At 44.1% G+C, this 25108-nt stretch carries 18 protein-coding genes and 1 pseudogene; 14 read left to right on the forward strand and 5 right to left on the reverse strand.

Annotated features, from left to right (window positions below; translation table 11 throughout):
• Positions 1-179 precede the first annotated feature (179 nt).
• The 5 genes from GOU96_RS01675 (at position 180) to GOU96_RS01695 (ending at position 8242) form a co-directional block, all read left to right on the forward strand.
• Complete coding sequence (locus tag GOU96_RS01675) at positions 180-2252, forward strand: alpha-amylase (protein WP_267782341.1); 2073 nt, start codon at positions 180-182, stop codon at positions 2250-2252.
• Positions 2242-2427: a hypothetical protein gene (locus GOU96_RS01680; protein ID WP_095466618.1), complete on the forward strand. Its 186-nt coding sequence runs from the start codon at positions 2242-2244 to the stop codon at positions 2425-2427. Before GOU96_RS01675 ends, GOU96_RS01680 begins: the two co-directional genes overlap by 11 nt.
• Before the next feature lie 359 nt (positions 2428-2786).
• The gene (locus GOU96_RS01685) at positions 2787-4025 is read left to right on the forward strand and encodes an outer membrane protein transport protein (RefSeq protein ID WP_267782344.1); all 1239 of its coding nucleotides are present in this window, start codon (positions 2787-2789) and stop codon (positions 4023-4025) included.
• 15 nt (positions 4026-4040) lie between these two features.
• Positions 4041-6428, forward strand: a complete 2388-nt coding sequence (locus GOU96_RS01690) for a VolA/Pla-1 family phospholipase (protein ID WP_267782347.1) — start codon at positions 4041-4043, stop codon at positions 6426-6428.
• Positions 6429-6955: 527 nt separating this feature from the next.
• The gene (locus tag GOU96_RS01695) at positions 6956-8242 is read left to right on the forward strand and encodes a methyl-accepting chemotaxis protein (RefSeq protein ID WP_371311711.1); all 1287 of its coding nucleotides are present in this window, start codon (positions 6956-6958) and stop codon (positions 8240-8242) included.
• A gap of 109 nt (positions 8243-8351) precedes the next feature.
• On the opposite strand, the gene hapA is transcribed toward GOU96_RS01695, so the two are convergent.
• Both hapA and ompW read right to left on the reverse strand, forming a co-directional pair.
• Positions 8352-10181 carry a hemagglutinin/proteinase HapA gene (gene hapA, locus GOU96_RS01700; RefSeq protein ID WP_033931955.1) on the reverse strand — a complete coding sequence of 610 codons (1830 nt, stop codon included), beginning with the start codon at positions 10179-10181 and terminating at the stop codon, positions 8352-8354.
• Between the two features lie 420 nt (positions 10182-10601).
• Positions 10602-11255, reverse strand: coding sequence for an outer membrane protein OmpW (gene ompW / locus GOU96_RS01705; protein WP_000814590.1), 654 nt, complete (start codon positions 11253-11255; stop codon positions 10602-10604).
• Positions 11256-11495: 240 nt separating this feature from the next.
• Between ompW and GOU96_RS01710 the strand changes: the two genes are divergently transcribed.
• Both GOU96_RS01710 and pbpG read left to right on the forward strand, forming a co-directional pair.
• Entirely contained in the window at positions 11496-11732 is a 237-nt protein-coding gene (locus GOU96_RS01710) for a hypothetical protein (RefSeq protein WP_000380451.1), read from the forward strand.
• A 476-nt stretch (positions 11733-12208) separates the two neighbouring features.
• The gene (pbpG, locus tag GOU96_RS01715) at positions 12209-13159 is read left to right on the forward strand and encodes a D-alanyl-D-alanine endopeptidase (RefSeq protein ID WP_000689270.1); all 951 of its coding nucleotides are present in this window, start codon (positions 12209-12211) and stop codon (positions 13157-13159) included.
• A gap of 96 nt (positions 13160-13255) precedes the next feature.
• On the opposite strand, the gene rnr is transcribed toward pbpG, so the two are convergent.
• Together rnr and GOU96_RS01725 are read right to left on the reverse strand one after the other, a co-directional pair.
• Positions 13256-15472: a ribonuclease R gene (gene rnr / locus GOU96_RS01720; protein ID WP_001961295.1), complete on the reverse strand. Its 2217-nt coding sequence runs from the start codon at positions 15470-15472 to the stop codon at positions 13256-13258.
• 311 nt (positions 15473-15783) lie between these two features.
• Entirely contained in the window at positions 15784-15996 is a 213-nt protein-coding gene (locus GOU96_RS01725; protein ID WP_000066811.1) for a cold-shock protein, read from the reverse strand.
• 809 nt (positions 15997-16805) lie between these two features.
• On the opposite strand from GOU96_RS01725, the gene GOU96_RS01730 reads away from it, so the two are divergent.
• Positions 16806-17009, forward strand: a complete 204-nt coding sequence (locus GOU96_RS01730; protein WP_000792246.1) for a hypothetical protein — start codon at positions 16806-16808, stop codon at positions 17007-17009.
• A 216-nt stretch (positions 17010-17225) separates the two neighbouring features.
• Here the strand turns inward: GOU96_RS01730 and GOU96_RS01735 are convergent, their stop codons facing one another.
• On the reverse strand, positions 17226-18551 hold the full coding sequence (locus GOU96_RS01735) for a D-serine ammonia-lyase (protein ID WP_267782351.1): 1326 nt from the start codon (positions 18549-18551) through the stop codon (positions 17226-17228).
• Between the two features lie 207 nt (positions 18552-18758).
• Between GOU96_RS01735 and dsdC the strand changes: the two genes are divergently transcribed.
• The 6 genes and pseudogenes from dsdC to GOU96_RS01765 form a co-directional block, all read left to right on the forward strand.
• Entirely contained in the window at positions 18759-19703 is a 945-nt protein-coding gene (gene dsdC / locus GOU96_RS01740) for a DNA-binding transcriptional regulator DsdC (RefSeq protein WP_258502520.1), read from the forward strand.
• A gap of 299 nt (positions 19704-20002) precedes the next feature.
• On the forward strand, positions 20003-21079 hold the full coding sequence (locus tag GOU96_RS01745) for a linear amide C-N hydrolase (protein ID WP_267782353.1): 1077 nt from the start codon (positions 20003-20005) through the stop codon (positions 21077-21079).
• Between the two features lie 151 nt (positions 21080-21230).
• On the forward strand, positions 21231-21365 hold the full coding sequence (locus tag GOU96_RS01750; RefSeq protein WP_267782356.1) for an integrase: 135 nt from the start codon (positions 21231-21233) through the stop codon (positions 21363-21365).
• A gap of 295 nt (positions 21366-21660) precedes the next feature.
• Positions 21661-22782, forward strand: coding sequence for a hypothetical protein (locus tag GOU96_RS01755; RefSeq protein ID WP_267782358.1), 1122 nt, complete (start codon positions 21661-21663; stop codon positions 22780-22782).
• A 14-nt stretch (positions 22783-22796) separates the two neighbouring features.
• Positions 22797-24167, forward strand: coding sequence for an AAA family ATPase (locus tag GOU96_RS01760; RefSeq protein ID WP_267782361.1), 1371 nt, complete (start codon positions 22797-22799; stop codon positions 24165-24167).
• Between the two features lie 12 nt (positions 24168-24179).
• Positions 24180-25108 (forward strand): annotated as a pseudogene (locus GOU96_RS01765) (hypothetical protein); the annotation flags it as partial.

Consider the following 25108-nt stretch of genomic DNA (forward strand, 5'->3'; position numbering starts at 1 on the left):
ACGCATGGCGGCAATCTGGCTTTCTACGCCCTATCCTGCTGGGTTGTGACACAGTGCAAATTAACAAGGCGTAGCGCTGAGAATGATGTTGAGTGACGCGGTGCAATTTATCCTTTATCGATACAAAAATCGGCGCCATTTGGGTAGGAAAGCCGAACCAATAATAAGAAGGATAGAGAATGAAACTGAACGCCTTGACCCTATCGCTGCTCTCAGCTCTAGCTTTGCCAGCACTGGCCTCATCGGCTTCGACCGCGAATTTAACGGTAGCAACCACCACCAACAGCCGTGATTTTCCACTGCAAGCCGATGAACCACTGGTGATCCCGCTCACTAAGGGCGACTACACCTTGACCATTAGCGGGATTGGCGGTGATTGCCCACCGGTCCCCGAACAAGAGATCAAATTCAATACGCCCATCGCTCTCAATTGCCATGTCCCGACTCAGTTACCTTTGAGTATCCGTTTTACCGGGGATTACGCATTTCAGTGGCAAGCGCAAAACAATACGCTCACCTTCGTGCGTCAAACCACTAAGGCAGCCAAAACTGAGTTTCGTCGCCCGATCCCAAACGTCAGTTGCGAAGTGTATCAAGGCGGTGAAGTGACTTTAGATCTGGCGAGCAGCTTTGCCGATGGAACCGAGTTGCAAGATGCAATGACTGGGCAAGTGGTGACTGTTGACCAAGGCAAAGTGCGCTTAACCCCTTCCGCTAACAGCGGCGGCTTGGTGTTGTTGGAACCCAAACAGACAGCAAAAGCCGAGCCCAAACAGCCCTTTACCTATCGAAATGCCAATATTTATTTTGTGATGGTTGATCGCTTCTACAACGCTGACCCAAGCAATGATGGCAGTTATGGTCGTCACAAAGATGGCCAAGAGGAGATCGGAACGTTTCATGGCGGCGATCTCAAGGGTGTGATTGCAAAACTTGACCATATCCAAAGCTTAGGCACGGATGCTATCTGGCTCTCTCCAATTGTCGAACAGGTACATGGGTTTGTCGGCGGTGGTGAGAAAGGATCATTCCCGTTTTATGCCTATCACGGCTATTGGACCCGCGATTTCACCAAGATCGATGCCAACTTTGGGAAAGATGAGGATTTACAAACCTTAGTACGTGAAGCGCATCGTCGCGGCATTAAAATTTTGATGGATGCGGTGATCAATCATGCAGGTTACGCGACACTCGCCGATTTACAGCAAGATGCGGTACAAGTGGTCAACGCACCTATGCTGCCTGAACGTTGGAATGACTGGAAACCCAACGCCGACGAAAACTGGCACAATTTCCATCAAGCCATTGATTACCAGAGCAAGAATTGGCAACAGTGGTGGGGGCCAGACTGGGTACGCGCAGGCTTACCGGGCTATCCTGCGCCGGGCAGCAGTGACATCACGATGAATCTCGCCGGTTTACCGGATTTTCGCACTGAATCCCCCCAAGCCGTTACCCCGCCACAGTGGCTACTCAACAATCCCGGCACACGAGTGGTGAGCAAACCCAATTACACTGTCGCTGACTATTTAATTGAGTGGCAGAGCGATTGGGTACGCCGCTTTGGGATCGACGGTTTTCGCATCGACACCGTCAAACATGTGGAAGGGGAAGTGTGGCAACGCTTAAAACAGCGCGCGACGGAAAGCCTTGCAGCGTGGCGTAAAGACAATAATCAAAGCGGTGAGCCGTTTTGGATGATGGGCGAAGTGTGGGGGCACGGTGCCTATCGCAGCCCTTACTTTGATGATGGCTTTGATGCACTGATTAACTTTGACATTCAAAAACGTATGGATAACGGCGCAGCCTGTTTGAGCCAGATGGCGATGGTGTATCGCGATTACGCGCAAACCCTCGCCAAATATCCCGACTTTAACCCCGTCAGTTATATGTCTTCGCACGATACTGAGCTGTTTTTCGGACGCTTTAAATCACTGGATATGCAGCGTAACGCCGCCAATGCCCTGCTACTGACACCGGGTGCGATCCAAGTGTATTACGGCGATGAAGTCGCCCGCGAAGCGGGACCGTACGCAGACGATTTCCATCAAGGCACTCGCTCTGATATGCCTTGGGAATGGGATGCCGAACGCCAAGCACTGCTCAAGCATTGGCAAACCTTAGGTCAATTCCGTCAACGCCACCCTGCGATAGGAGCGGGAGAGCATCGCGAAATCGCCCAATCCAACGCTTATGTTTTCACTCGCACATTGGGTGAAGATAAGGTGGTCGTGGCGTTCGTTGGCCGCTAAGCCACTCCATCAGGAGCATACACAGTATGCTCCTGAATTTGTCGAAATTCGTGGCGATGTCCCCTCCCCAAAAGCACTCAAAAATCATCCTTTGGTTGTAACTGACTGTAAAGCCTGCAAACTTAAACTGGTACAACCAGAAAATGACTTTAATTCATTGATCTTGATGAATTAAATCTCTATCTTGCGCCTCTTTTAGAAAATAATTCAGTTATTTTCTTTGACATGGCATTAACACAAATTTAACATCGCGCTTCATGTGCTCTTTTCAGTGGTTGGGTTCCTTTACTTGCACCTTCTCATCCCCACCCGTTACGCATCCCATCACTTGCTCGCCATAACAAAACGACTTGGCGTTATAGATCGGTAGCAAGGGATATCCGTCATGGGTCAACTGAAAAAATCGCATCAAGCCAATAACAATAACCACACACCCAAGCGATTTGAGAATACCGATTAGCAGCCAAGCGCTCTTGCATGCTGCCAGTGTCACTTTTGTTCTTCAATCGTGCGGAAAGACCTAGGAGGTCGAGAATGTTGTATAAATCTTCCCTTGCTGTCGCCATCTCAGCCCTGATTGCGGGGCAGGTTAGCGCCGCTGGTTTTCAAGTTGCCGAACACTCAGCATCGGGTTTAGGTCGTGCATTTTCTGGTGAAGCGGCGGTAGCCGATAATGCCAGCGTGTTAGCACGAAATCCTGCCGCCATGATGCTTTTTGAGACGGCGCAATTCTCTGGTGCACTGTCGATCGTCGATCCTGAAGTCAATGTGGACGATCTTTCCAACAATCAGTCGATGAAGGATGTGGCTCCTCTGCAAATTGTGCCCGCCGCGTATTATATCCGCCCAATCAACGATCAATGGGCGTGGGGGCTAGCCATGTTTACGACCTATGGCGTTGCGACTGACTACCCCAATGAGATTTATGCAGGCGACTTAGCCGGCGATACCTCACTTATCTCAGTCAACCTCAACCCAAACATCGCGTATCGTGTTAACCCAGAACTGAGCTTAGGTTTTGGCCTTGATTTGGTCGCCGCCAAAGCCAAATTAACTCGCCACAAAGGTGGATTGGCTCCCTTCATGGGCGGCGGAAATCCTAGCGATAACCTGATTGGCATGACGGGTGAAACCCTTGCTTTAGGCTGGAATATCGGCGCGCTTTATGAATTGGATGAGCAAAACCGGATCGGCTTTGGCTACCGTTCGCGCGTTAAGCTGAATTTCGATGATGGCGAGTTCTCCAGTTATGACTCAGGCATCGCGACCAGTGCGGTTGTTCCGGGACAACTCAAAATCGAACTGCCAGCCATTTGGGAGCTCTCTGGCTTCCACCAACTGAATGAACAATGGGCTGTGCATTACAGCTACCAACAAACCGATTGGAGCAGCTTTGAAGAACTCACTGCCACTTCCAGCCAATGTAAAAACGGCACCTGTTTCCAAAAAATCGAACAATACCAATACAACGGACGCTGGTCTGTCGGCGCAACCTATACGCTGAATACCACTTGGACATTACGCGCAGGTTTGGCTTTCGATGAGCAAGCCGGTAAGGCAACACTCAGTATTCCCGACAGTGACCGTTTCTGGTACTCGGCGGGTTTGACGTACACCTTGACGCCACAACTGACCATGGATGCCGGTTTTGCGTTAGTACAGAGCCGTAAGGGGTCTTTTACCGAAAAAAACCAAATCGGCCAGAACCTTCAGTTTGAGTCTGAAGCGGTCGCCTATATCAGTGCATTGCAATTTAACTACCGTTTTCACTAATTTCTGGAGTCGAACATGAAACAGGTTATTAAGCTCTCCCTACTCTGCTCAGCACTCTGGTTAGCCGGCTGCGGTGATGAGACCAATAGTTCAGGTGCAAGCACTGAGGTGGTATACGAGTCCTATATTCAACAAGCCTTGCAACGTGATACCACGATCAAATTTGCGTTAAGTGGCAAAGATGCCAATGTGCCTCTCCCCTCATTTGCCTTAATGAATGCCAAGGATGGCACGTTAGAAATTCCGTCCGGCAGCAATACTTCTGGCTCTAACCCATTGGTCGCGATGGGGCAAGTGGATGGCTGGCCCATCACTATGCCGCTGTTCCTCGATTTTAAAGGTGCAGGTTTAGCCGATAACATCATCACATCGGGTATTTATCTGTACGAGTTAACCGACTCGATGACCGGTTCACCGAGTATCAAAGCTTTATTAACCAATGGGGTGGATTACACCGCCGTCTCCAGTGCCGCTTCCGATAAGATTCTCATCGTGCCAACCAAAGCACTCAATGCCTCTTCGGAATACATTTTGGCGGTCACCTCAGAAGTCTCGGATGCCAACAGTAATCCGGTGGGGACTTCTGCAAGCTATGCCGCACTGAAATCCAAAAACAAGATTTACAGCGAAGGAGATATTGCGACGCTACAAAAAGTCACTCAAGGAGTGGAGAAAATCTTCCAACTCAGCGGCGTCGATGAAACTCAAATCGTCTACTCGACGTGGTTTTCCACCCAATCGGTGAGCAATACTCTGTTTGCCACGCGCGGTGCGACCGCATCCGCTTTTGCCAATGGCAGCAACCAATTAGAGACAATGTGGAAACAAACTGGCCTTGGGCTCGATACAGCTTACACAATGCAATTAGGTACACCCGTTGACTTCGCTGCCGCTCTGACAGCGGATGACAATTTCAGTACCTATGTTGGTGCAGACAAAAAAACCGCTATTTTAGGTACTTACACGGCCAATACCGTTGATGTAACCAAAGGCACAGTCCGTCTACCTTACTACCTTGAAACTGGCAGTAACTGGAATACTCAACCGTTTGAATCGGCGATGCCAAGCCTCGCCAAGATCAAAGCCGCACTGGCAGACAGTAAAGAGCAATTAACGATCGGCAGCCAACTGCTTGCCGCGGGAATTGATACCACCAAGCTCGCCACTGATGCGAGTGAACAGCTCAAGCTGATGGGTCTGAGATTGACCAAGTCCGATGGCACTGCATTGGATCCTGAACGCTACATCACTCGCTATTCACCCGTACCCAAAGTGAAATCGGTGCAAGATGTGCCGTTTCTACTCTTTACACCCAATGGCAGCACGCCAACCAATATCGTGATTTATCAACACGGTGTCACCACTGCCAAAGAAAATGCCTACGCTTTCGCGAAAAACCTTACGGCTGCGGGACTTGCTGTTATTGCCATTGACTTACCGCTGCACGGGGAACGTAGTTTAGACAGCACACGCTCGGCCAATAGTGATCCCCTTGCTTACATCAACCTCACCTACTTGGCTGTGGCACGGGATAACTTACGCCAAAGCATTCTCGATGTATTGGGACTACGAGCTGCGTTAACCCTGTCTCAGCCTCTATTCAGTGGTACACCACTGTCTGGCATCAATGTAGGTACAGGCTCGAAAGTTCGTATGCTGGGACATTCATTAGGGGGAATTGTCGGCACTTCTGCGATTGCAGAAAGCAACAAGACCTTAGGATCTACTGCTGCAGATGCTATGTACAGCTTCTCTGGCGCGGCGATTCAAAACTCGGGAGGCCAAATTTCTAACTTACTGTTAGGGTCTGAATACTTTGGGCCGCAGATCAAGCATAACGTTGCGTTAAGCGCCAGCACGGAATACAAAGGGTTTGCTGATGCACAATGTGCCAGCCTAGACGATTCGACTTGCTATAAGTCGTTTGAAACCTCGGCAACTGAAGAGCAACGTGCTCAAGTCACCTCTGGCTTCCAGATGTTCTCGTATGCGGCGCAGACCCTACTCGACACCATTGATCCTTACTCTGTGGTGAGCACAAAGCTTAATAATGGTGGGCTGACCACGCCACTTTACTTCTCAGAAGTGGATGCTGACAGCGTGGTACCTAACAAGGTGAGCAATCAAACTGACTCGGGGGATTATCTCAGCCCTCAGTTTGCAGGCACAGAGCCACTGGCTACCTTGCTTGGTTTAACCACAGTCAATGCAGGACAACCGGCGCCAAACGCAAGCAAAAGCTTTGTTCAGTTCAACAGCACGGCGAAACACTCGACCTTTGTTGCACCGCAAGATGCGGGATATGCGGATCTTGCACATCATACGGAGATGCAAACCGAAACCGCTGATTTTCTTGTCAATGACAGCTTAGATGCGATTACAAATACTGCTGTATTGAAATAGCCAAGCAAGCTACATAGAAACACCTCAAACAACCATGAATGAGGGCCGGATACGGTTCTCATTCATCTTGAACCTCACACTTTACTCCAACTAATCTCATGTTTTATAAAAACAAAAACCTATAGCCTTGACATACCAAGCATGCTCACCAATGCTTATTGTAAACAAATATAACCAACCAGTTTCCACGTTGATGGAACTCCTTACGTGAAATGAAACTGCATTGGTAACAATCACTTCACCGATTTGCTCAAACTGAAATGATGATAAGTCTCCAGTAACGGGTTAGTAAAACGGATGGAAATCGCAAGGTCAGAGGTTAGGCGAATCCCAGCACCCTATGGAAGAACTAAGTTCGCGCTTATTCGCATCCAATGTGCAGGAACTACAATTTTTCTTTTGCCACTTTATTTGGCAAAGTTTGAATGGATTGACCTTATGTGACTGGTGATGTTTCACGTTAAATGAAAAAGAGAGCCAGATGCTCTTGTTCATACGAGACACCCAACATAAGGCGTTAATAGGAGATGCATATGTTTGGTTTTCGTCAAAAGGTCGTACAGAGTCCGCCAACGCTAGAGCAGAATACACTGCGAGCCATTGCAGACAGTATGGCAACAATAGAGTTTGAACCGACAGGTACGATTATCAACGCTAACCCGCTTTTTCTTTCCGCGACTGGTTATCAGTTGGATGAAATTCAGGGGAAACATCATCGCATTTTCTGTTCAAGAGAAGAAATCGACTCACCACAATACAGCAAATTTTGGCAATCATTGGCTCAAGGTCATCGTCAATCGGGCACTTTCAAACGTTATAAGAAAGACGGTGAATTACTGGTCATCGAAGCGACGTATTTTCCTGTTAAAGAAGAAGGGAAAGTCACGCGTGTAATGAAGATTGCCAGTGACATCACAGCACAGTATTTGGCTGCACAAGCCGATAAAGATGTCCTACGCGCAGTGAATGATAATTTCGCCGTCATAGAATTTCAGCCTGACGGTACGATTCTGCGTGCCAACAAAAATTTCTTAAATACCGTGGGATATTCGCTGGAAGAGATTAAAGGTAAACATCATCGTATCTTTTGCTATGACGACTTTTATCGTGAAAACCCTAATTTCTGGAAAGAGTTAGCCTCAGGACATGTAAAGTCTGGGCGATTTTTGCGCAAAGATCGCCATGGCTCCCAAATTTGGATTCAAGCCTCCTATAGCCCCATCAAAGATGAACATCAGCGTGTATATAAAATAGTGAAATTTGCTTCCAATATTAGTGAAGATGTCATGCGTGAATTACAAGTATCTGATGCAGCTGACATCGCTTACAGTACTTCAGTAGAAACCTCGCAAGTCGCTCAACAAGGCAACAGCGTGTTGCATGACTCAGTGAAGCTGGCGGATGTTATGGTGGGCAATATTTCACAATCCTTGGCGCAAATTGAACAACTGGTCACCCTATCGAAAGATGTCTCTGAAATTGTCAAAACCATCAGTGGGATTGCCGATCAAACCAACTTGCTCGCATTAAATGCAGCGATAGAAGCGGCACGAGCGGGTGAGCAAGGACGCGGTTTTGCGGTGGTTGCCGATGAAGTGCGTCAACTGGCTTCTCGCACCTCAAAAGCCACAGAAGAGATCAATCAAGTGGTGAATAAAAACCTCGCGTTAACGGAAACGGTAACCAGCTCCATTTCTCAAGTCTCCAAGATTGCCAATGAAACCAATGGCCGCATTGTGGAAGTGTCAACCATCATGGAACAGATTTACCAAGGTGCAGAAAATGTTTCTTCGGCGGTCAGCCAACTCAAATAGTTGATACATCCTAGAAACTGCCCTTCAAAAACAACGCCCTCAGACTTTGCTGAGGGCGTTGCGTTGTTATACTCAAACAACCAGGCGTTTCAGGTAGGTGGCAAGGAAGTTAGTCCAAGCGTAGCGTCACACCAGAATAGTTACTGTAACCACGTAACATCACATGGTATGTCGTACCCACAACCGCAGAGATTGAACACTGCTCGGCATTGCCTGAACGGTATGGACGACAATCCCAAGAAGAAGTGGTGGGTTTGCTGCCCGCTTTGACATACAGATCCGCATCGCCCGTTCCACCACTGATGGACACAACAACACTGCCTGAATTGGTCACAGTGAAGGTATAGAAATCTTCTCCTCCACGTGAGCCGCTCAGTCCTGTGATCGGTTTACCTTTCTCAAGCACTTTGCCGACAGGTGGTGGCGTGGTGCCACAAGAAGCATTTACACCCACGGTATTAAAGGCCGCCACGACATCTGCGGTGTTGTAGTTGAGATCCTGCGCAGCTTTCACTACCCCGCAGCCACCTTGATCAAACGTGCTGTTCGGTGTCCAGTACAGCTGGTTAGCCACGGCAAACACTTCAAAGCCTTTGCGTACGTTCCAACCCGATTTATTGGCAAGTAGGTAAAACGCGCGGTTAAACACACCACTCGAATAGTGAACATCAATACCGCTGTAATACTGTGAAGCATGATCTATCGAGCGGCCATCACGTGACGGCTGATCGAAATAACGTAGGCCACCGGAGGATTTAAAAATATCCGCGCCGACAATCCAGTCGACATTGCCACGCATAAAGTACTCTGCCGCTTCCCCTGCGATATCCGAGAATGCTTCGTTAATACCACCGGACATATCTCGGTAAACGAGGCCTGAATTCTGCTCAGTAAAACCGTGGCTGACCTCATGGGCACTAACGTTGATATCCACCAAAGGATAGAAACGGGTATAGCCATCACCAAAAGTCATGGCGCGGCCATCCCAGAAGGCATTTTCATAGTTATTGCCATAGTGCACACGCATGGTTAATTGGAAAGTCAGCGGCGAAGTATTCAACCACTGCTGATACATATCAAACACCACTTTTCCAAAGAAGTGCGCGTCGTTAAGCGGTGAGTAAGCACCATTCACTGTTTTCACACTGTTGTAGTTAGTGCTGTTGTTACAAGCATAACTGAACGCCGTGCTACCCGAGGTGCCGCCATTGAGGTTAACAGTTTTTACCGCACTGTTATTCATCGTACAGGTAGTTCCGGTCTTATCAATCGTGAAACCGGGTAAACCGTTACTGCCGTATTCATAACGTCCCGTTTTTTGGTTACCGCCGGGGCCGGTTCCTGTTGCCTGTGCGTGGTTAATGCCATCCCATTGATCTAGCACTTCTCCCGTTGCTGCACTGATAAAGTAGAACGGACGCGAAGGTGTTTCTGAAGCGACAAAAAAGTCAACCAAGTACACTAACTGAGCCTGTTGGTTATCATCCAAACGTACCATCAGTTGCACACTTTCGTTTTCAACCGGGAGCGATTCGCCTGCGTGTTGTTCACCAAAATGGCTAACCGCTAAAGCGATGGCCTGCTGGCTTTCAATGTCAGGGGTCACGGTTGGGAGATCGGCTTCCAACTGCTGAGCCATTTGACCATACACTTGCGAAATCCCTTTACTGGACTCGGTTGCCACCACAACGGTGCCATAGACAGGAACCCCGTTGTACATCTGCTGGTAACGCACTTTCACCTTACCATTCGGCAACTGTACCGTATTGACGGCTTTAAAACCGCTGGCGGCAGGCATCATGCTGTACTGTTGCTGCGCCAACGCTTGTTCAACCATTGATGCATCATCAATCGTGACCATTTGTGCCGCATAGAGAGGGAAGCCAGTTGCCGCTCCGGCCAGAACTAACCAATTCAGAGGACGTTGTATCATTTTCATTTCTCAATCCTAGAGATGTTGAATGTATTAAGCGTTGAACCGCTCCCATCAACGCCGATTGCACGCGAAATACCGCGTTCAATCAAAGTGGTACAAGTCAATGAAAAACACCAAACCAAAGTTAAAAAAATGTTAACAAGAAGTGTGCACTTTACGTGTCACAAACTACTCAGTAAGTAGGAATACTCGATAAGAAAGCCAGAAATAAAGAAAAGAAAATCATAAAGATAAAATCTTACTGATAGGTTTGCGCCTTTAAAATTTGACACCTATTTATCAGTATCAAAAGGGGATTGACGTACGTCTCAGGCTCTGAATGGAGATTACGTTAGAAAACAATCACTACCGCTAAAAATGATGAAATCGAGGCCACAAAAAAATAAAGCCGCGATTTCGCGGCTTTATTTTCGAAATAGGGCGTTAGAATTTATAACCACCCGCGATCATAAATACCCAAGGATTGATTTCAACATCCGTGGATTTGGCATCTGCACCAGCTTTGTAGGTTGCCGTTGTTTCAATATTGGCATACCACACAGAAGCGTTGAGGAACCAGCTATCATTGAGCATATAATCAAAGCCAACGTTAGCAGCAAGTCCCCATGAGTCGTCAAGTTTTAAATCACTCAATCCAGCATTAGTACCCGTACCATTAAAGCTTTCATCAAAGAAAGTGGTGTAATTCAAACCCGCACCAACATATGGACGGAAAGTCGAATTAGCTTCACCAAAGTAGTATTGGACCATAAAGGTAGGTGGCAAATGTTTTGTTTCACCAATATCACCAAGGCTACCTAACTCACCACCAGAGGTAGAAATCTTATGTGAAAATGGCGTAGCAGCGAGGACTTCAAAACTGATGTTGTCAGTAAACATATAGCCAAGCGTTAACCCTAACTGGGTATTACTATTAACTGCCAACTCACTTTGAGTGTTTAACACTTTATCGCTACTGTCATTAGGTACTACCGAGGCAATACCCGCGCGCACAATAAAGTCACCTTCTTGGTGAGCAAATACAGGAGCGGAGCTTAGGGCTGCAAGTACGGCTAGGCCGCAAATGGTTTGTTTCATGACGTTTTCCTTTTTTGTAGGGCTATGTTGTTATCTTTGTGTTGCGCGCACAGTAGCACACAAAAACCACACAAACTTGATGGAAATCAATTTGCATCATTTAGGCACATGAATAATGTGTTTTTGCAACTTGCATCACTTTTTGCAAACATCCTTAACATTCTTCTAGTGCGAGCATGACGTGCCATCATGGCATCAAATATGCAGAAGATTCGTTGTTCCCTAATCGAGGATGACGATATGGACACACTCTACAAAATCGAGTCATACAGTGATGAAGCCGTTAATACCATTGCCGAGTTCATTCGATCCAAAGGCGGCAGATGTTGCGTCGCCGGTTACGCCGTCATCACCAATCACCCGTTTCGAGAAAGTGAAGCGTGGCGTTTACTGCCGCTGGTCGGAAAAGTCACGGACAGTTTAAGTGATTGGGATATCACCCAATTTGAAGAGTTGGTGAGCGAAGTCACCCATTAATGGTGACCGTGGTTAAGTAGAGGATGGATACGTTGCATATGGCATCGTAATTGTAGGCATGCCTCATGGTAGGGATTGAAATGAATGAGCGCAACAAACTGTGCTTTCGTACTCAAACTTTATCATTAGGTGCGACTCGCTTCAGATGGACACCTTTTCTAAGTATTGAAATTCACATAAGCTCAGCACGCCAGACCGTATACCAAAATCTAGATTTTTCCAGTAGTTGAGTGCCCCAAAAGGATAAATATATTTTCAATGGCGCTTCTATTGCTCCGAAACTAAGCCTCTTATACTTACTTTGTCAGTGATACCCAAACGACTCGATGTGCAGGTAACCACTCAAAAGTAAGCCGCCAGCGGCATAGTGTAATCGTGCCATGGGCATTCGTAAGCGCGGTTTAATGCTGTAGTTTCGAATAGATTGGGTACCAATGACAAACCTTTGACTTAATTAACCGTTCAGTGAATTCAAAATGAAGATCTTCTCTCGCCTTGGTCATGTTCTTCTGATATGCAGCAGTTTAATCATTGCCATACCAGCGCATTCCGCCGATTCCTCGACTACGACCAAAGCTGGCGTAAAAAAAACCGTTAAGAAGCAAGAACTCTCTGCCAATAGTGCATTGGTGATCGATCTTAAAACCAATGAAATTATTTATTCCAATAATCCTGATGCGGTAAAACCCATCGCTTCAGTCACGAAATTAATGACAGCCATCGTGACTTTAGATGCCAAGCTGCCCATGGATGCCAAACTGCCCATCACCATCAAAGACGCGAAAGAGATGAAAGGCGTGCACTCTCGAGTAAAGATCGGCAGTGAAATCAGTCGAAAAGATATGCTATTGCTGACATTAATGTCATCTGAAAACCGCGCCGCGGCAAGCCTTGCCCACCACTATCCGGGCGGCTATAAAGCGTTCATTAAAGCCATGAACGCCAAAGCGAAAGCATTAGGTATGAAAAATACGCGCTTTGTCGAGCCAACCGGGCTCTCAGCGAAAAATGTCTCAACGGCTCGCGACTTGGTGGTATTACTGAAAGCCAGTAAAAAATACCCTTTGTTGGGTAAATTGAGCGCCACCGACAAGAAAACCGTCACCTTTTCTAAACCTCGATACACGCTCGATTTCCGTAACACGAACCGATTGGTGCACAACGACAATTGGAAAATTGACCTCACAAAAACCGGATTCACCAATGCCGCAGGACATTGTCTTGTCATGCGCACACAGATGGGTAGACGCCAAGTTGCCTTCGTCGTACTGGATACTAAAGGCAAACTTTCACCCGTCGGTGATGCCAATCGTCTACGTACTTGGATAGAAACCGGCAAGGTCACGCCTCTTTCATCGGAAGCCAAGCAATATAAAAAGCAACGCAGCCAAGAGCAAATCGCTAAAATCAGTGATTACAAAAGCTAGTTGACCAATCCCACACTAAGCTAAATACCATAAAAAATCCGAGTGTATCTAATACACTCGGACGGTTCAGATAGTGAATGAGCACAATCGCTCTCGCTACTCAGCAAAACTAAACAGGATTCTCCTTTGTTTAGCGTCAACTTCTTTCACCGTAATTTCGACTTGAGTACCCAACGCAAAAGTTGCGGTTTGACTAACGATTTTTTGTCTCACCCCATCAAACTCAAACTCTCCATTTTGGAAGCTAGAGAGGGGAATCAAACCTTCGATTCGGTTTAATTCTAGCTCAACAAACAGACCAAAATGGGTTACGCCAGAGACTCGACCAGTAAAGTTTTGACCGATAAAGGGCTTCATATAGTGACACTTCAACGCATTCTCGACCTCACGGCTCACCTCATCGGCCTGACGAGACTGATGAGAACAATGCACACTTAATTGCTCAATCGCCTTGCTATCATAAGGATAATTGGTTGACCCACCAGTGCATTGACCGAGCGATTTGAGCTTGCTCAGTAGGCGCTGAAACGTCCCTTTCGCTTGTTCACGTAGTTTAGAACGGATCGCTCGGTGTACCAGCAAATCAGGATAACGGCGAATGGGTGAAGTAAAGTGCGCATAAGCCCCATAAGCTAAGCCAAAGTGTCCCTGATTTTTCGGTGAATATTCAGCTTGGCTTTGCGAACGTAACAACAAAGTACGAATCACATCCCCTTCTTCTAAATCATGAACCTGCTCTAACAGCGCGTTGTAATCATGCGACGTCGGTTTATCACCACCACCGAGAACTAAGCCTTTCTCGGCCAGCATCATGCGCAGTGAAGCAAGCTTTTTCATTTGAGGGCCAGCATGCACACGATATAGGCTGGGTATTTTATGCTCTTGTAAAAACGCCGCGGTAGCCACATTTGCACACAACATGAATTCCTCAATCATTCGGTGCGCATCATTACGAATAACAGGATCGATCGAGGCAATTTTCTTCTTATTATCTAAAGTAAACGCGAGTTCTTGAGTATCAAAATCAATCGCTCCTCTCACTTGACGTTGCCCCAGCAAATTCAGATATAAACGATGCAGGTTGAGTAAGTGTTTCTCAACCTTGTTTGAGCGAGAATGACTCCATTGATTCGGTTTGAGAATCGTCTCGTTGACTTGGTTATAGGTCAACCGAGCATGGGAGTGAATAAGGCCTTCAGAAAACTCGGCATCCAGCATAATACCCGCATCATCAAAGGTCATTTCACACACTAAGACCAAGCGGTCAACATTCGGATTGAGAGAACACAAACCATTCGATAAGGCTTCAGGCAACATAGGGACGACATAACCTGGAAAATAAACTGACGTTGCGCGAGTTTGGGCTTCAAGATCTAAGGGATCATTCGGCTGAACATAATGAGATACATCTGCGATAGCTACGAACAGTTTCCATTGACCATTATCCATCGGGTAGCCATAGACAGCATCATCAAAGTCTTTGGCATCATCACCATCTATAGTGACAAAAGGCAGATCTCGATAATCCACACGCTGCATTTTATCTTTTTCATTTACATCCGTTCCCAAAGCTAGGGCAGCGCTCAATACCTCACTCTCCCACTTTTCATTGATACCGTGACGACGTAATGCCAGCTTTACCTCAATCCCAGAGTCACCTGGACGCCCCAAAACTTCGGTGATCTCAACCATAGTAGAGTGTTTGTGATCAGGATATTGAGTCACTTGGGCGTAAACCAATTTCCCCACACTTTTGGCTGTAAATTGATTTGGATTGACATGAATGAGCTGTGAAAACGTTGATTTTTCTGGAGATAGATAGAAATTAACGCCTTTTTTCTTAAGCAAACCGACAATGTGAGTCGTCTTTCGCTCAACAATCTTTATCAAACGATGATTTGAACGGCCCTGTTGCTGAGCATGCCCTTTTAAAACCTGTACGATATCGCCGTCAAACACATGGTCGAGCTGATGTTTAGGTAAAAATAGGTCTTTTTGATTATCGTCATACGAGACAAAACCAAAACCATCAGCATGCAGGCTAATTCGGCCCGAGACTAACGCGGTTTGATCAACTTTTTGATAGCCTCTTCTGTGTGTAAAGGTGAGCTGGCCGTCACGCTCCATTGCTCTGAGCCGTTTTTTCAGCGCTTCTTTTTGATTTTTCTCACTTAATCCCGTTGAATGAGAGATTTGTTCGTAACTTAAATAGTGTTTTACTTTATCGAATAGACTAAGAATACAATCTCGACTAGGAATAACGTGATCATAATGGGTAATATTGATTGCAGATGCGGATAAGTTTAATTTCATGTATTTCTCATTGATTCGCCAACCGCTTTCAATATATAAATCAACTTATATGGATAAAGCACTAGGCGAAATTGACTCTATTATGAGCCTATTAATATAGATTCCAGAAGATGGAATAGAAGATTTAGGTAAATATTACCTAATTGTAGATATATACCGAAGATATTAATACGAAAAGTGATAATTTGATATTAACAGTAATTGATGCAGCAAAACAGTACAGTGAAGTTTTTAAAATAGCTTAGGTATATAACTGAAGAATATTCGAAGGGGTATTGTGACACCACGTTAAAGTGGTGTCACATTCAGTATTACAGGACTGTTACTTCAGCAGCTTGTAAACCTTTTTTACCCTTTTCAACAAGGTAAGACACTTTTTGGCCTTCCGCTAGCGTCTTGAAGCCAGTTGAAACAATAGAATTGAAATGAACGAAAACGTCATCACCACCATTGTCTTGAGAAAGAAAACCAAAGCCTTTAGTCTCGTTGAACCATTTTACTGAACCAGTTGATTTATTAGACATAGATACCTCTATATTGATATTGAATTTTTAGGATTAATTTTAGCTAATAAGTGCTATTTGACGATTTAGAGATAAATATTTTGTCGCAGGAACGTAAACGAGGGTATCGATGATGAACTGAGAGAAATGTCGATCTTAAAACTAAATAGCTCTCTTCTTAGGAGCTGATGTGCAGTATACCGATAGAATTGAGAATAGCTAGCCTTTTCTTTTTTATTTTTCCTAGGGCTCTATTGGCTAGTGTAGGCGGACAACCATCCGCCTCTCTCTTACAACGCAAACTCTACAAGAGTTGTCATGCCGTGTATCGGTACCACATTGTCTAGGTTTTCACATTTTACTATCAAGAAACAATAGAGTGTGACAACTGAAGAGATGAGAAAACTTCTATCTATTTTATTTTATCCGTGTATAGTGAGCCTCGTTTTTTATCTTGAAACATCCCTTGGTTAGTCTGAATCTCTTTTAGGTTTCATTTTGAGTGTGTAGTAAAACTGGGCACTTAGTGACATGTTTTTATTATCATAAGATAATCTCAATGCATATCATTGCGCGAGTCATCTTTATGAAGATAAAAAATCGCACATTGGAATTTTAAAAAGCAGTATATTCCTCATATAACCAATGAAGCATAAACTATTGATTAACGTTTTCCGTTAATTAAATGACCACTTCTCAAGATAACAAGTCAAGCATTCAAGATTATCTTAAATGCTTGGGTTTAAATATTGATGAGTATTTATTATTAAACTGAGTAAAAATCACAAGTAATAATAAATATGCATCACATGACTTTCAAAAGGTAAATCATGAAGAACAAAAGAGTTAAATTGCCTAAAAAAAATAAAAAAGGTGCATATGAAGCAAAATTTGAAGAGATGGTAAAAGAGTATCATAGCGCCCAAGCGGTTTTAGGCGAAATGTCCGTAGGCTCTGAAGAATACACTGAACAAAAAATTCTCTGTGACAAGCTATTTGCTCATGCTGAGCGCTTTTTTAAGCAGAATCAATAACCAAATTTATTAATATGCCTAATGATGGTGGTGTGTAAGTTTTATTCCTCTTCACATCATTCTCATCACTCACCTTTGATAAAAATGACTTGTCTCTAGAGCAATTTCCCAAACGGCTGCAACATCAAGTCGCAAGGGATATGTTGAGTCCGATGAACCCTTACACATCAACGGCGCTTCACTTTTTGGTGAAACGCCTTACCTCTTATTGTTAAATCAACGATTTTTTAGGTAAGAGTCCATCTCTTCTGCTGGAACCATTCCCCCGCCAGTCGCCCAAACAAGATGCGTGGCATTCCCCATCACGGTGTCATCAAACTGCATTCGAGCTCGATATTCAACACTCTTTGTGACCACGATAGGGCCAATCATACCGGCTAATGCAGAAGGCTCGAGCTGGATATTCTCCGCTTCATTCAATTGCCCAAGCAGTCGGTACATACGCTCATCACTGATGGTTAAATAGCCATCCAGCAGCCTTTCCATTGCTCGACCGACAAAACCAGAAGCTCTCCCCACCGCTAAACCATCAGCTGCAGTGATGTTATCAATCCCGATATCTTGAACACTGATTGCGTCATGCAAGCCAGTATGAACACCAAGCATCATGCATGGAGAATGAGTCGGCTCAGCAAAAATACAATGAACATTGTCCCCAAAAGCTATTTTCAGACCGAAAGCAACCCCTCCCGGCCCACCACCAACGCCGCAGGGTAGGTAAACAAATAAAGGGTGCTGCGCGTCGACAGCAATACCTTTTTCATCGAACTGTTTCTTGAGGCGTTCACCTGCAACCGAATACCCTAGAAATAGAGTTTGCGAATTTTCATCATCAATGAAAAAGCACGTCGGATCATTTTCAGCTTCTTTGCGCCCCTGAGCGACCGCAACACCATAATCTTGGGCGTACTCAATCACATTGACCCCAAGAGCACGGAGTCTGTTTTTCTTCCACGCCCTTGCATCGGCTGACATATGCACAGAAACCGAGAAACCTAACTTAGCACTCATAATCCCAATCGACATCCCCAGATTTCCGGTCGAACCCACTGCAATACTGAACCGTTTAAAGAAATCACGAAATTCTTCGTTTAAGAGTTTGCTGTAGTCATCTGACTCCGTCAGCAATCCGGCCTCTATCGCGAGTTTTTCTGCGTGAGTCAACACTTCATAGATCCCGCCTCGCGCTTTTATAGAGCCAGAAATGGGTAAGTGACTGTCTTTTTTGAGGAGTAATCGACCTTGTATTGGGGTGTCATATTCACGCTCAAGCACACTTTGCATCTCTGAAATGGGAACGACCTCTGACTCAATAATTCCGTTTGTTTTCGCGGTTTCTGGAAACGCTTTTGCAAGATAAGGTGCGAATCGTTTTAAGCGTTGACTCGCATCTTGAATGTCCTCAGAACCAAGTCCAACGTAGCTTAACCCTTCCTCAAGGCGAGTAATGGATGGGTTAAACCAAGATACTTCTTTAAGCTCGATGAGCTCTTTGACTAGCGGATATTGCTCAGTAAGTTGCTCTATGTTGATCGTCATCATAAAACCTTAGTGTTTATTTATGCACTGAGCATTTCATAGAAGATTAGACATCCTGACAAGTGAAGAATAGTCACTTTCACATGAACCAGATTAAAACAAAATCGTGAAATTCATAGACTCTTGGGGAAACACAGGACAATAGATGTATTTTATTCACAACATTAGGCTAATATGACTGAACCCTGATACCTCAGTCAGAGCCCAACTATGTACACTAAGGATAATATCTTTGCCAAACACAGCCGAATAAATAGTTTTCAGCTTTCAAAGTTGCATACTTTTGAAGTAGCCGCTAGGCATAATTCCTTTTCTTTGGCTGCGGATGAACTCTCACTCACACCGAGTGCGATATCGCATAGAATAAATAAACTTGAAGATGAAATCGGAATTAAATTATTTGAACGAACACATAGAAAGGTAGAATTAACTGAAGAGGGACAGCGTATATATCACTCTTTACAAAAAACATTGAATAATCTAAATCAAGAAATTATCGATATAAAAAATGGTGAAACCTCAGGCTTACTGACTATTTATTCAAGACCTTCTTTTGCACAATGTTGGTTAGTTCCTCGTATTCACGCATTTAAAGAGCTCTATCCATCCATTGATCTGAAATTGCTAACAGGAAATGAAAATATCAGTTTCCAAGGTTCTGGAATTGATGTCGCCATCTATTTTGATGACCATATGCCAGATAAGCTATCTTGCAAAGAAATATTCTCAGAAACGATCATTCCAGTTTGCACCCCTGAGTATGCCCAAAAATATTCGCTCACTAGCTCAATGGATAACCTTTATAACGCCACATTACTCCATGACAATCAGGCATGGAACTATAATTCAGATGCAGATGAGTGGAAAACATGGGCCAATGCCAATCAGTTGGAAAACTTAGAAAATATATCCCGTATCGGCTTCGACCGATCAGACTTAGCAGTAATAGCGGCTATCAATAATGCAGGCATCGCAATGGGCCGATTCAGTTTAGTCAAATCGCGACTATCGTCGGGTGAGCTGATGACCCCCTACCCCAATACTGAGGTGATTTGTAAGCAAAGATACTATGTCGCGACTCTGCCGAATAAGCATAATCAGAAAGTAAAACTTTTCATTGATTGGTTGGAATCACAGGTAAAAAAAGCAGTGTAAATTCATTTTGTAATCACTTTATTTCCATGGATGCATGGGTATCTTGAATTTGGAATCTATCATTCATCCTAGACAATCAACGACAGGCTTGCGTCTCTCAATACAGTTCTGTATAAAACAAATATGCAACAGATTACACATGTGTTGTATTTGAATTCTCAATGAACTGCGTTGGTTGCAGTTGCTGTGCTTGAGTTAAGTGTAAATGCGTTGCCGCCCCTTAACCTCACGTTAGGACTATAGGGACTAATGTTTATGTCTGGAAAGGACTGCATCACATCACCAAAGAGGAATCAGAGATGAAGATGAAACACATGAAACCATACACGACGATGAAAACTGTGCTCAGCACCTTAGCCATCGCGCTCGCTTTCGGGCCTTTGCACAACGCCCAAGCTTGCACACGCATCTTATATGAGACGGGGAATCAATCCTATATCAGCGGACGATCCATGGATTGGGCGGATCCTTCCGCAGCGACGGCGCTGTGGGTCTTTCCCAAAGGGATGAAACGCGATGGAACGGTTGGTGACAATCCAATTAAGTGGAGCGCGAAGTACGGCTCAATTATTGTCTCCTTCTATGATGCTGGAACCGCTGATGGAATGAATGAGAAAGGACTCGTTGTCAACATGCTGTATCTGAAGGAGGCTAAATGGGGGGATGCAACCAAGGACGGAAAGCCTACACTGAGCGCTGGTGCTTGGGCACAGTATTTTCTCGATAACTACGCAACCGTAGAAGAGGCCGTTACGGCAATGGCCAATCCTCCATTTACCATCATTGCGCCTTCACTGCCAAACGGAGACGCAGCAGCCTTACACCTCTCGATTTCTGACGTGAACGGCGACTCTGCGATTTTTGAATACATTGATGGCAAGCTCGTGATTCATCATGGTTCGCAGTACAAGGTAATGACCAACTCACCGACGTTCGATCAGCAGCTAGCACTCAATACCTATTGGCAGCAGATAGGCGGAAGCAAATTTCTTCCAGGCACAATCAATGCCGCAGATCGCTTTGTCCGCGCATCTTATGCTCTCAGTGCCTCACCTAAATACCGAGACAACGACCTTGCACTTGCATCTGTTTTTTCGCAAATTCGTGCGGTTAGCGTCCCTCTCGGCATTACTGATCCCGACCGCCCTAACCTCGCAATGACACTGTGGCGTACATTTGCAGATCATACAGCGAAGATTTATTACTTTGAGTCTGCAGTTTTCCCCGCCGTTTCTTGGCTCGACATGAGTAAGGTTGATCTGACGGAAGGCGCAGCCCCAAAAGTCGTTAGAGTGGAACGGGGCCAGCCTCTTGCGGGCGAGCTTTCAGCTGCACTTAAGCCAGCAGAGCCATTCAAGTGGCTCGGGGCAGAATAATCAGAATATTACGGTGACTAATAAGATATGCAACTCATTAACTCGTGCAAAAAGAGGCGTCCGATGCCGTAATCAGTATCAACTTCGACATACCTACGCCTGTTAGATGATCACCCATGCTAACGTCAACGTGAGTTACTTGGCACAATAAATGGGTCACGCAGATATCACCATGGTCGCAAGGGTCTACGGTAAATGGCTGGTTGAGTCGAACAAGAAAGAATCAGAACGAGTATGGCAAGAGCTAGAAAGAGTCAGGAATCACTTCAGAAAGGCGGTTTTTTGATTCAAGCGGAAACAATTTAAAACACAAACTCTACTGCTATCCCAAAGCTGAACATTATGATTTATTTGCAAATTTTAAGAAAAAACAATGTTTCATCATATTTATAAATAGATTCATCATGGATCAGACTCATTAAAACAACATTTTCATGCCTCAATATGCGATAAGGTATGATGGACGTCAAAGAACAAGTAAAAATAAGTTCATACGAAAACAATTGTTGATAGTTACGCGTTGATTGAAGTGTAGAATATTGTAATTAATTCAGTTAGAGAATCGATGTTAGGAACGCAGAATGCTGGAAAAAAAGATACTCAATAAACTAGTTGTTATAAAATCTACTCAATTAAATGAAAATCAAGGTTTTGTAACACCGATATTAAGCATCTCAGAGAATGAAGAGTTTACGCCGATACTCAGACACGATTATCCTCAAGATATCCTTGTTTCAAGAGGATATCCTTATATTGACTCAAACTACGATACAAGTGAACTTTTTATCTTAAAAACTCACAACCTCGATGAAGAAAAAACTCAACAAAGTGGCTCTCCTCGTTATTGGGCTCGTGATGAATCTGCATTCTCTGATCTAACGCCGAGTACGTTGTTACCAATTGTCCCAGTTCAACTTCCTAGCAAAGAAAATGGTATTCTCCCAGCAGGAATGATTCCTCCAACTAGACCATTCTTTATTTTAGACGATGGCTACCTATTCGGTCCTCTCACAAGCAGCCAAACAGATGAAGATAGATATATCGTTGAACCTTATGTTCACCCAAGCTTATCTTTTGGCAAAGGTTATATTGGCAGATTCCCTTTAACGGCTGTTAATGATTGCGTGATTGAAACAAGAATCAACGGTGAATCGATGTTGTTTGTATCCTCATTCAAACAACTATCATCACATCGTAATGACAAAAGCAGTATTGACTATGTTTCTGATGACCAATTGATTAAAGTCGTTAATCTACTAGGTTTTGGTAAACAAACCAAAGGACTTGGAAAAAAAGAAGCTGAACGCCTACAGCAAATCATCGCGGATAGCGAAAAAGCGAATAAATTTGGGAAGCAAGATGAACGACTCGAACGGCTCAAAGGTTTACTAGATAGATATCTTAGCGAAGCTGATATCGGTTTTGAGCTCATAAAAAATTACCTTGAAAGCAATTCAGGCCAAGAATTCCTTAATAACTATGTGGAAGCCAATAAGTCAACTCTTTTGAGTGATTTTATCGACAAAGTGAGGGCAGATGCTAAAGCTGAAGAAAAGAAAATTCAGCAAAAACTTCAAGAGCAACAAGCTCAGATTACAGCGAAAGAACAGGAAATCTCGCAAATAATCAATAGCGTTGCAAAAAAAGAAAAGATGCACAGGACGAAATTGCAAGAATTGCTGCTGAGACTGAAGGTGAAGTAAGGCAAACACTGCAATTGAAGCAACAAGAATTGAGTGAGCATATTGTTTCTCTTGAGAAAGAACAAACTGCGTTAGAGAAGAAAATTAAAGATAAAATTGATCGGCTAGGGTTAGTGGATGAAATAGAAGAACTGAAAAAAACATGTAATTACTACGAACAGCACTCAAAACGACTTGAATCTACAGTAAAAGGCTTTGAGGCTACACTGAAGAACAATGACACAGAAGAGTTAGCGAAAAAAATTGGTGAAATGGAAGCCATTAATCGAGTTTTGAATGGTAAGTCGGCTTCTGTGTCAAAACCAGCCCAGCAATATAGTCCTGTTATATATAGTGACTCAGAACCTGATACTGCAGAGCAGCTTATTGATGCTATTAGTGCCCATTTTGCCCAAGATAATGGGAGAATGTTTAGCAAAGAAGAGATGACTAACCTAATAGTTTCGGTTAACCAATCGTTTCTCACTATTTTGTCTGGACCTCCGGGCACAGGTAAAACATCAACAGTGACACGCTTGGCAAAAGCGTTACATTTGGGAAATAGCAAAGGTGATCAAAACTTCTTGTACGTACCTGTTGGTCGTGGCTGGGTGTCAAGTAGAGACACTCTTGGCTTTTATAACTCATTAAAAGATGTATACCAAGAATCTAGGACTGGACTATACAGCTTTCTCGCTAGGCAAGAGCCTAAAGATAGTGATGCTTTAAAGCTAATCCTTTTAGATGAAGCAAACTTGTCTAGTATGGAGCATTATTGGTCTGACTTCCTTGCATTATGTGATTTAGAGAACTTAAATCGACCAATAGATACAGGTATACCTCACGAGGGACATCGTTTTCTCAAGATTGGGGATAACACAAGATTTATCGCGACAATAAATAACGATGCAACTACAGAGAAATTATCTCCTCGACTCATCGATCGTGTTCCGGTAATAACTTTAGATTCACCTACAGATAAAATAGTAGATACAGCTAGCTTGACGCTTAATGGTTCAGTGAAAGCCTCGAAGCTTAGAGCATTGTTTGTACCCGAATACGCTGAGCTATCTAAAGCTGACGAGTTTATTCTTTCTAAGATAATCGACACGTTAAGTACTCGTGATTCTGCACTTGGAAAATCAATTCCAATCAGTAGACGCAAAGTAAACGCGATTACGAATTATTGTGATGTAGCTGGTCAGATGATTGGTTCAGAGGCAGCAATGGACTTCGCGATTCAACAACATATTCTTCCTCACATTGAAGGTTATGGGGCGGCATTTAGAAAACGTTTAGAGCAACTATTAGCTATTGTGAACAAAACTTATCCTCGCTCAGCAGGTCAAATTGAAAGAATACTTGCCAGTGGTAATGAATTTACAGGCTCATACTCATACTTCTAGGATTAGGCGAAAATGCATTTAGAGCTACACATTAAATCAGGAAGTAGATCTGGTGAGGTTATTCGTCTAAATGAGGTCACTTCTCAAGTGGAACCAGCCTCATGGGTAAAAGAGAATGAAGTTATTGAATTGTTTTTAAGGACTCCTTGTGAGTTTCAGAGTGCAACTCTGAGCCTTTATGACCATATGGTTCCTGCTACTTACATTGATTATGACGGAAACCATATAAATTTTGTTTGGAAACCTCAGCGCCATAAAAATCGCTCATTAGAATGTTTGTTTATAAATTACTTTGGGTTAGCAGAGTTATCGGTTGAGCTTGAAGACGAAAATGAAAACAAAATTGTCAAAAACTTTGCTCCATTGGAAGTCTTTGCATCCAAAATTAATGCTCAAAATGTGGAGGATATGCTTTCTTATCTATCCACTTTAGGAGATGAACAACTCCACTCCCTTTTTCAAACAACGAAACATGGTGCGGGCTTTAAAGAAGGATCCATTTCCCCTAACGGAAGCCTGGAAAGGCTGGAACAAACAATTGATAAACTCTCGTTTCTTCTTCAAAACTTATTTGCAAAACCGATCACCAAGCTTTTACCTGAACACCGTATTTTACAAGCATCTGGAGAGGAGGGCTTGGATGATAGTGCCTTAGGTTGGTTGTTAGACAACCTTTCTGTCGTTGAAGAAATTGATGACATTGATCGTGCACACTTTGAGCTTAATAGCAGGCTGTATAAAGCTCATTCCGTACAAGTACCAGTACTAAAAGAAAATACTAATCTTTATGAAAATCAAGTAGTTCATGGTTTCATCGTAACTCTTTTGAATGAAGTTGATAAGCTTTTAACAAACTACAATAGATCCGACTCTTTAGAATCAACATTTAGTAAAGAAATGCCTGAAGGTTACTCTTCTTTCTTCACACAAGTAAATCGATT

The sequence above is a fragment of the Vibrio sp. R-1 genome, from assembly GCF_035615595.1.
GTDB classification, from domain to species: Bacteria; Pseudomonadota; Gammaproteobacteria; order Enterobacterales; family Vibrionaceae; genus Vibrio; species Vibrio cholerae.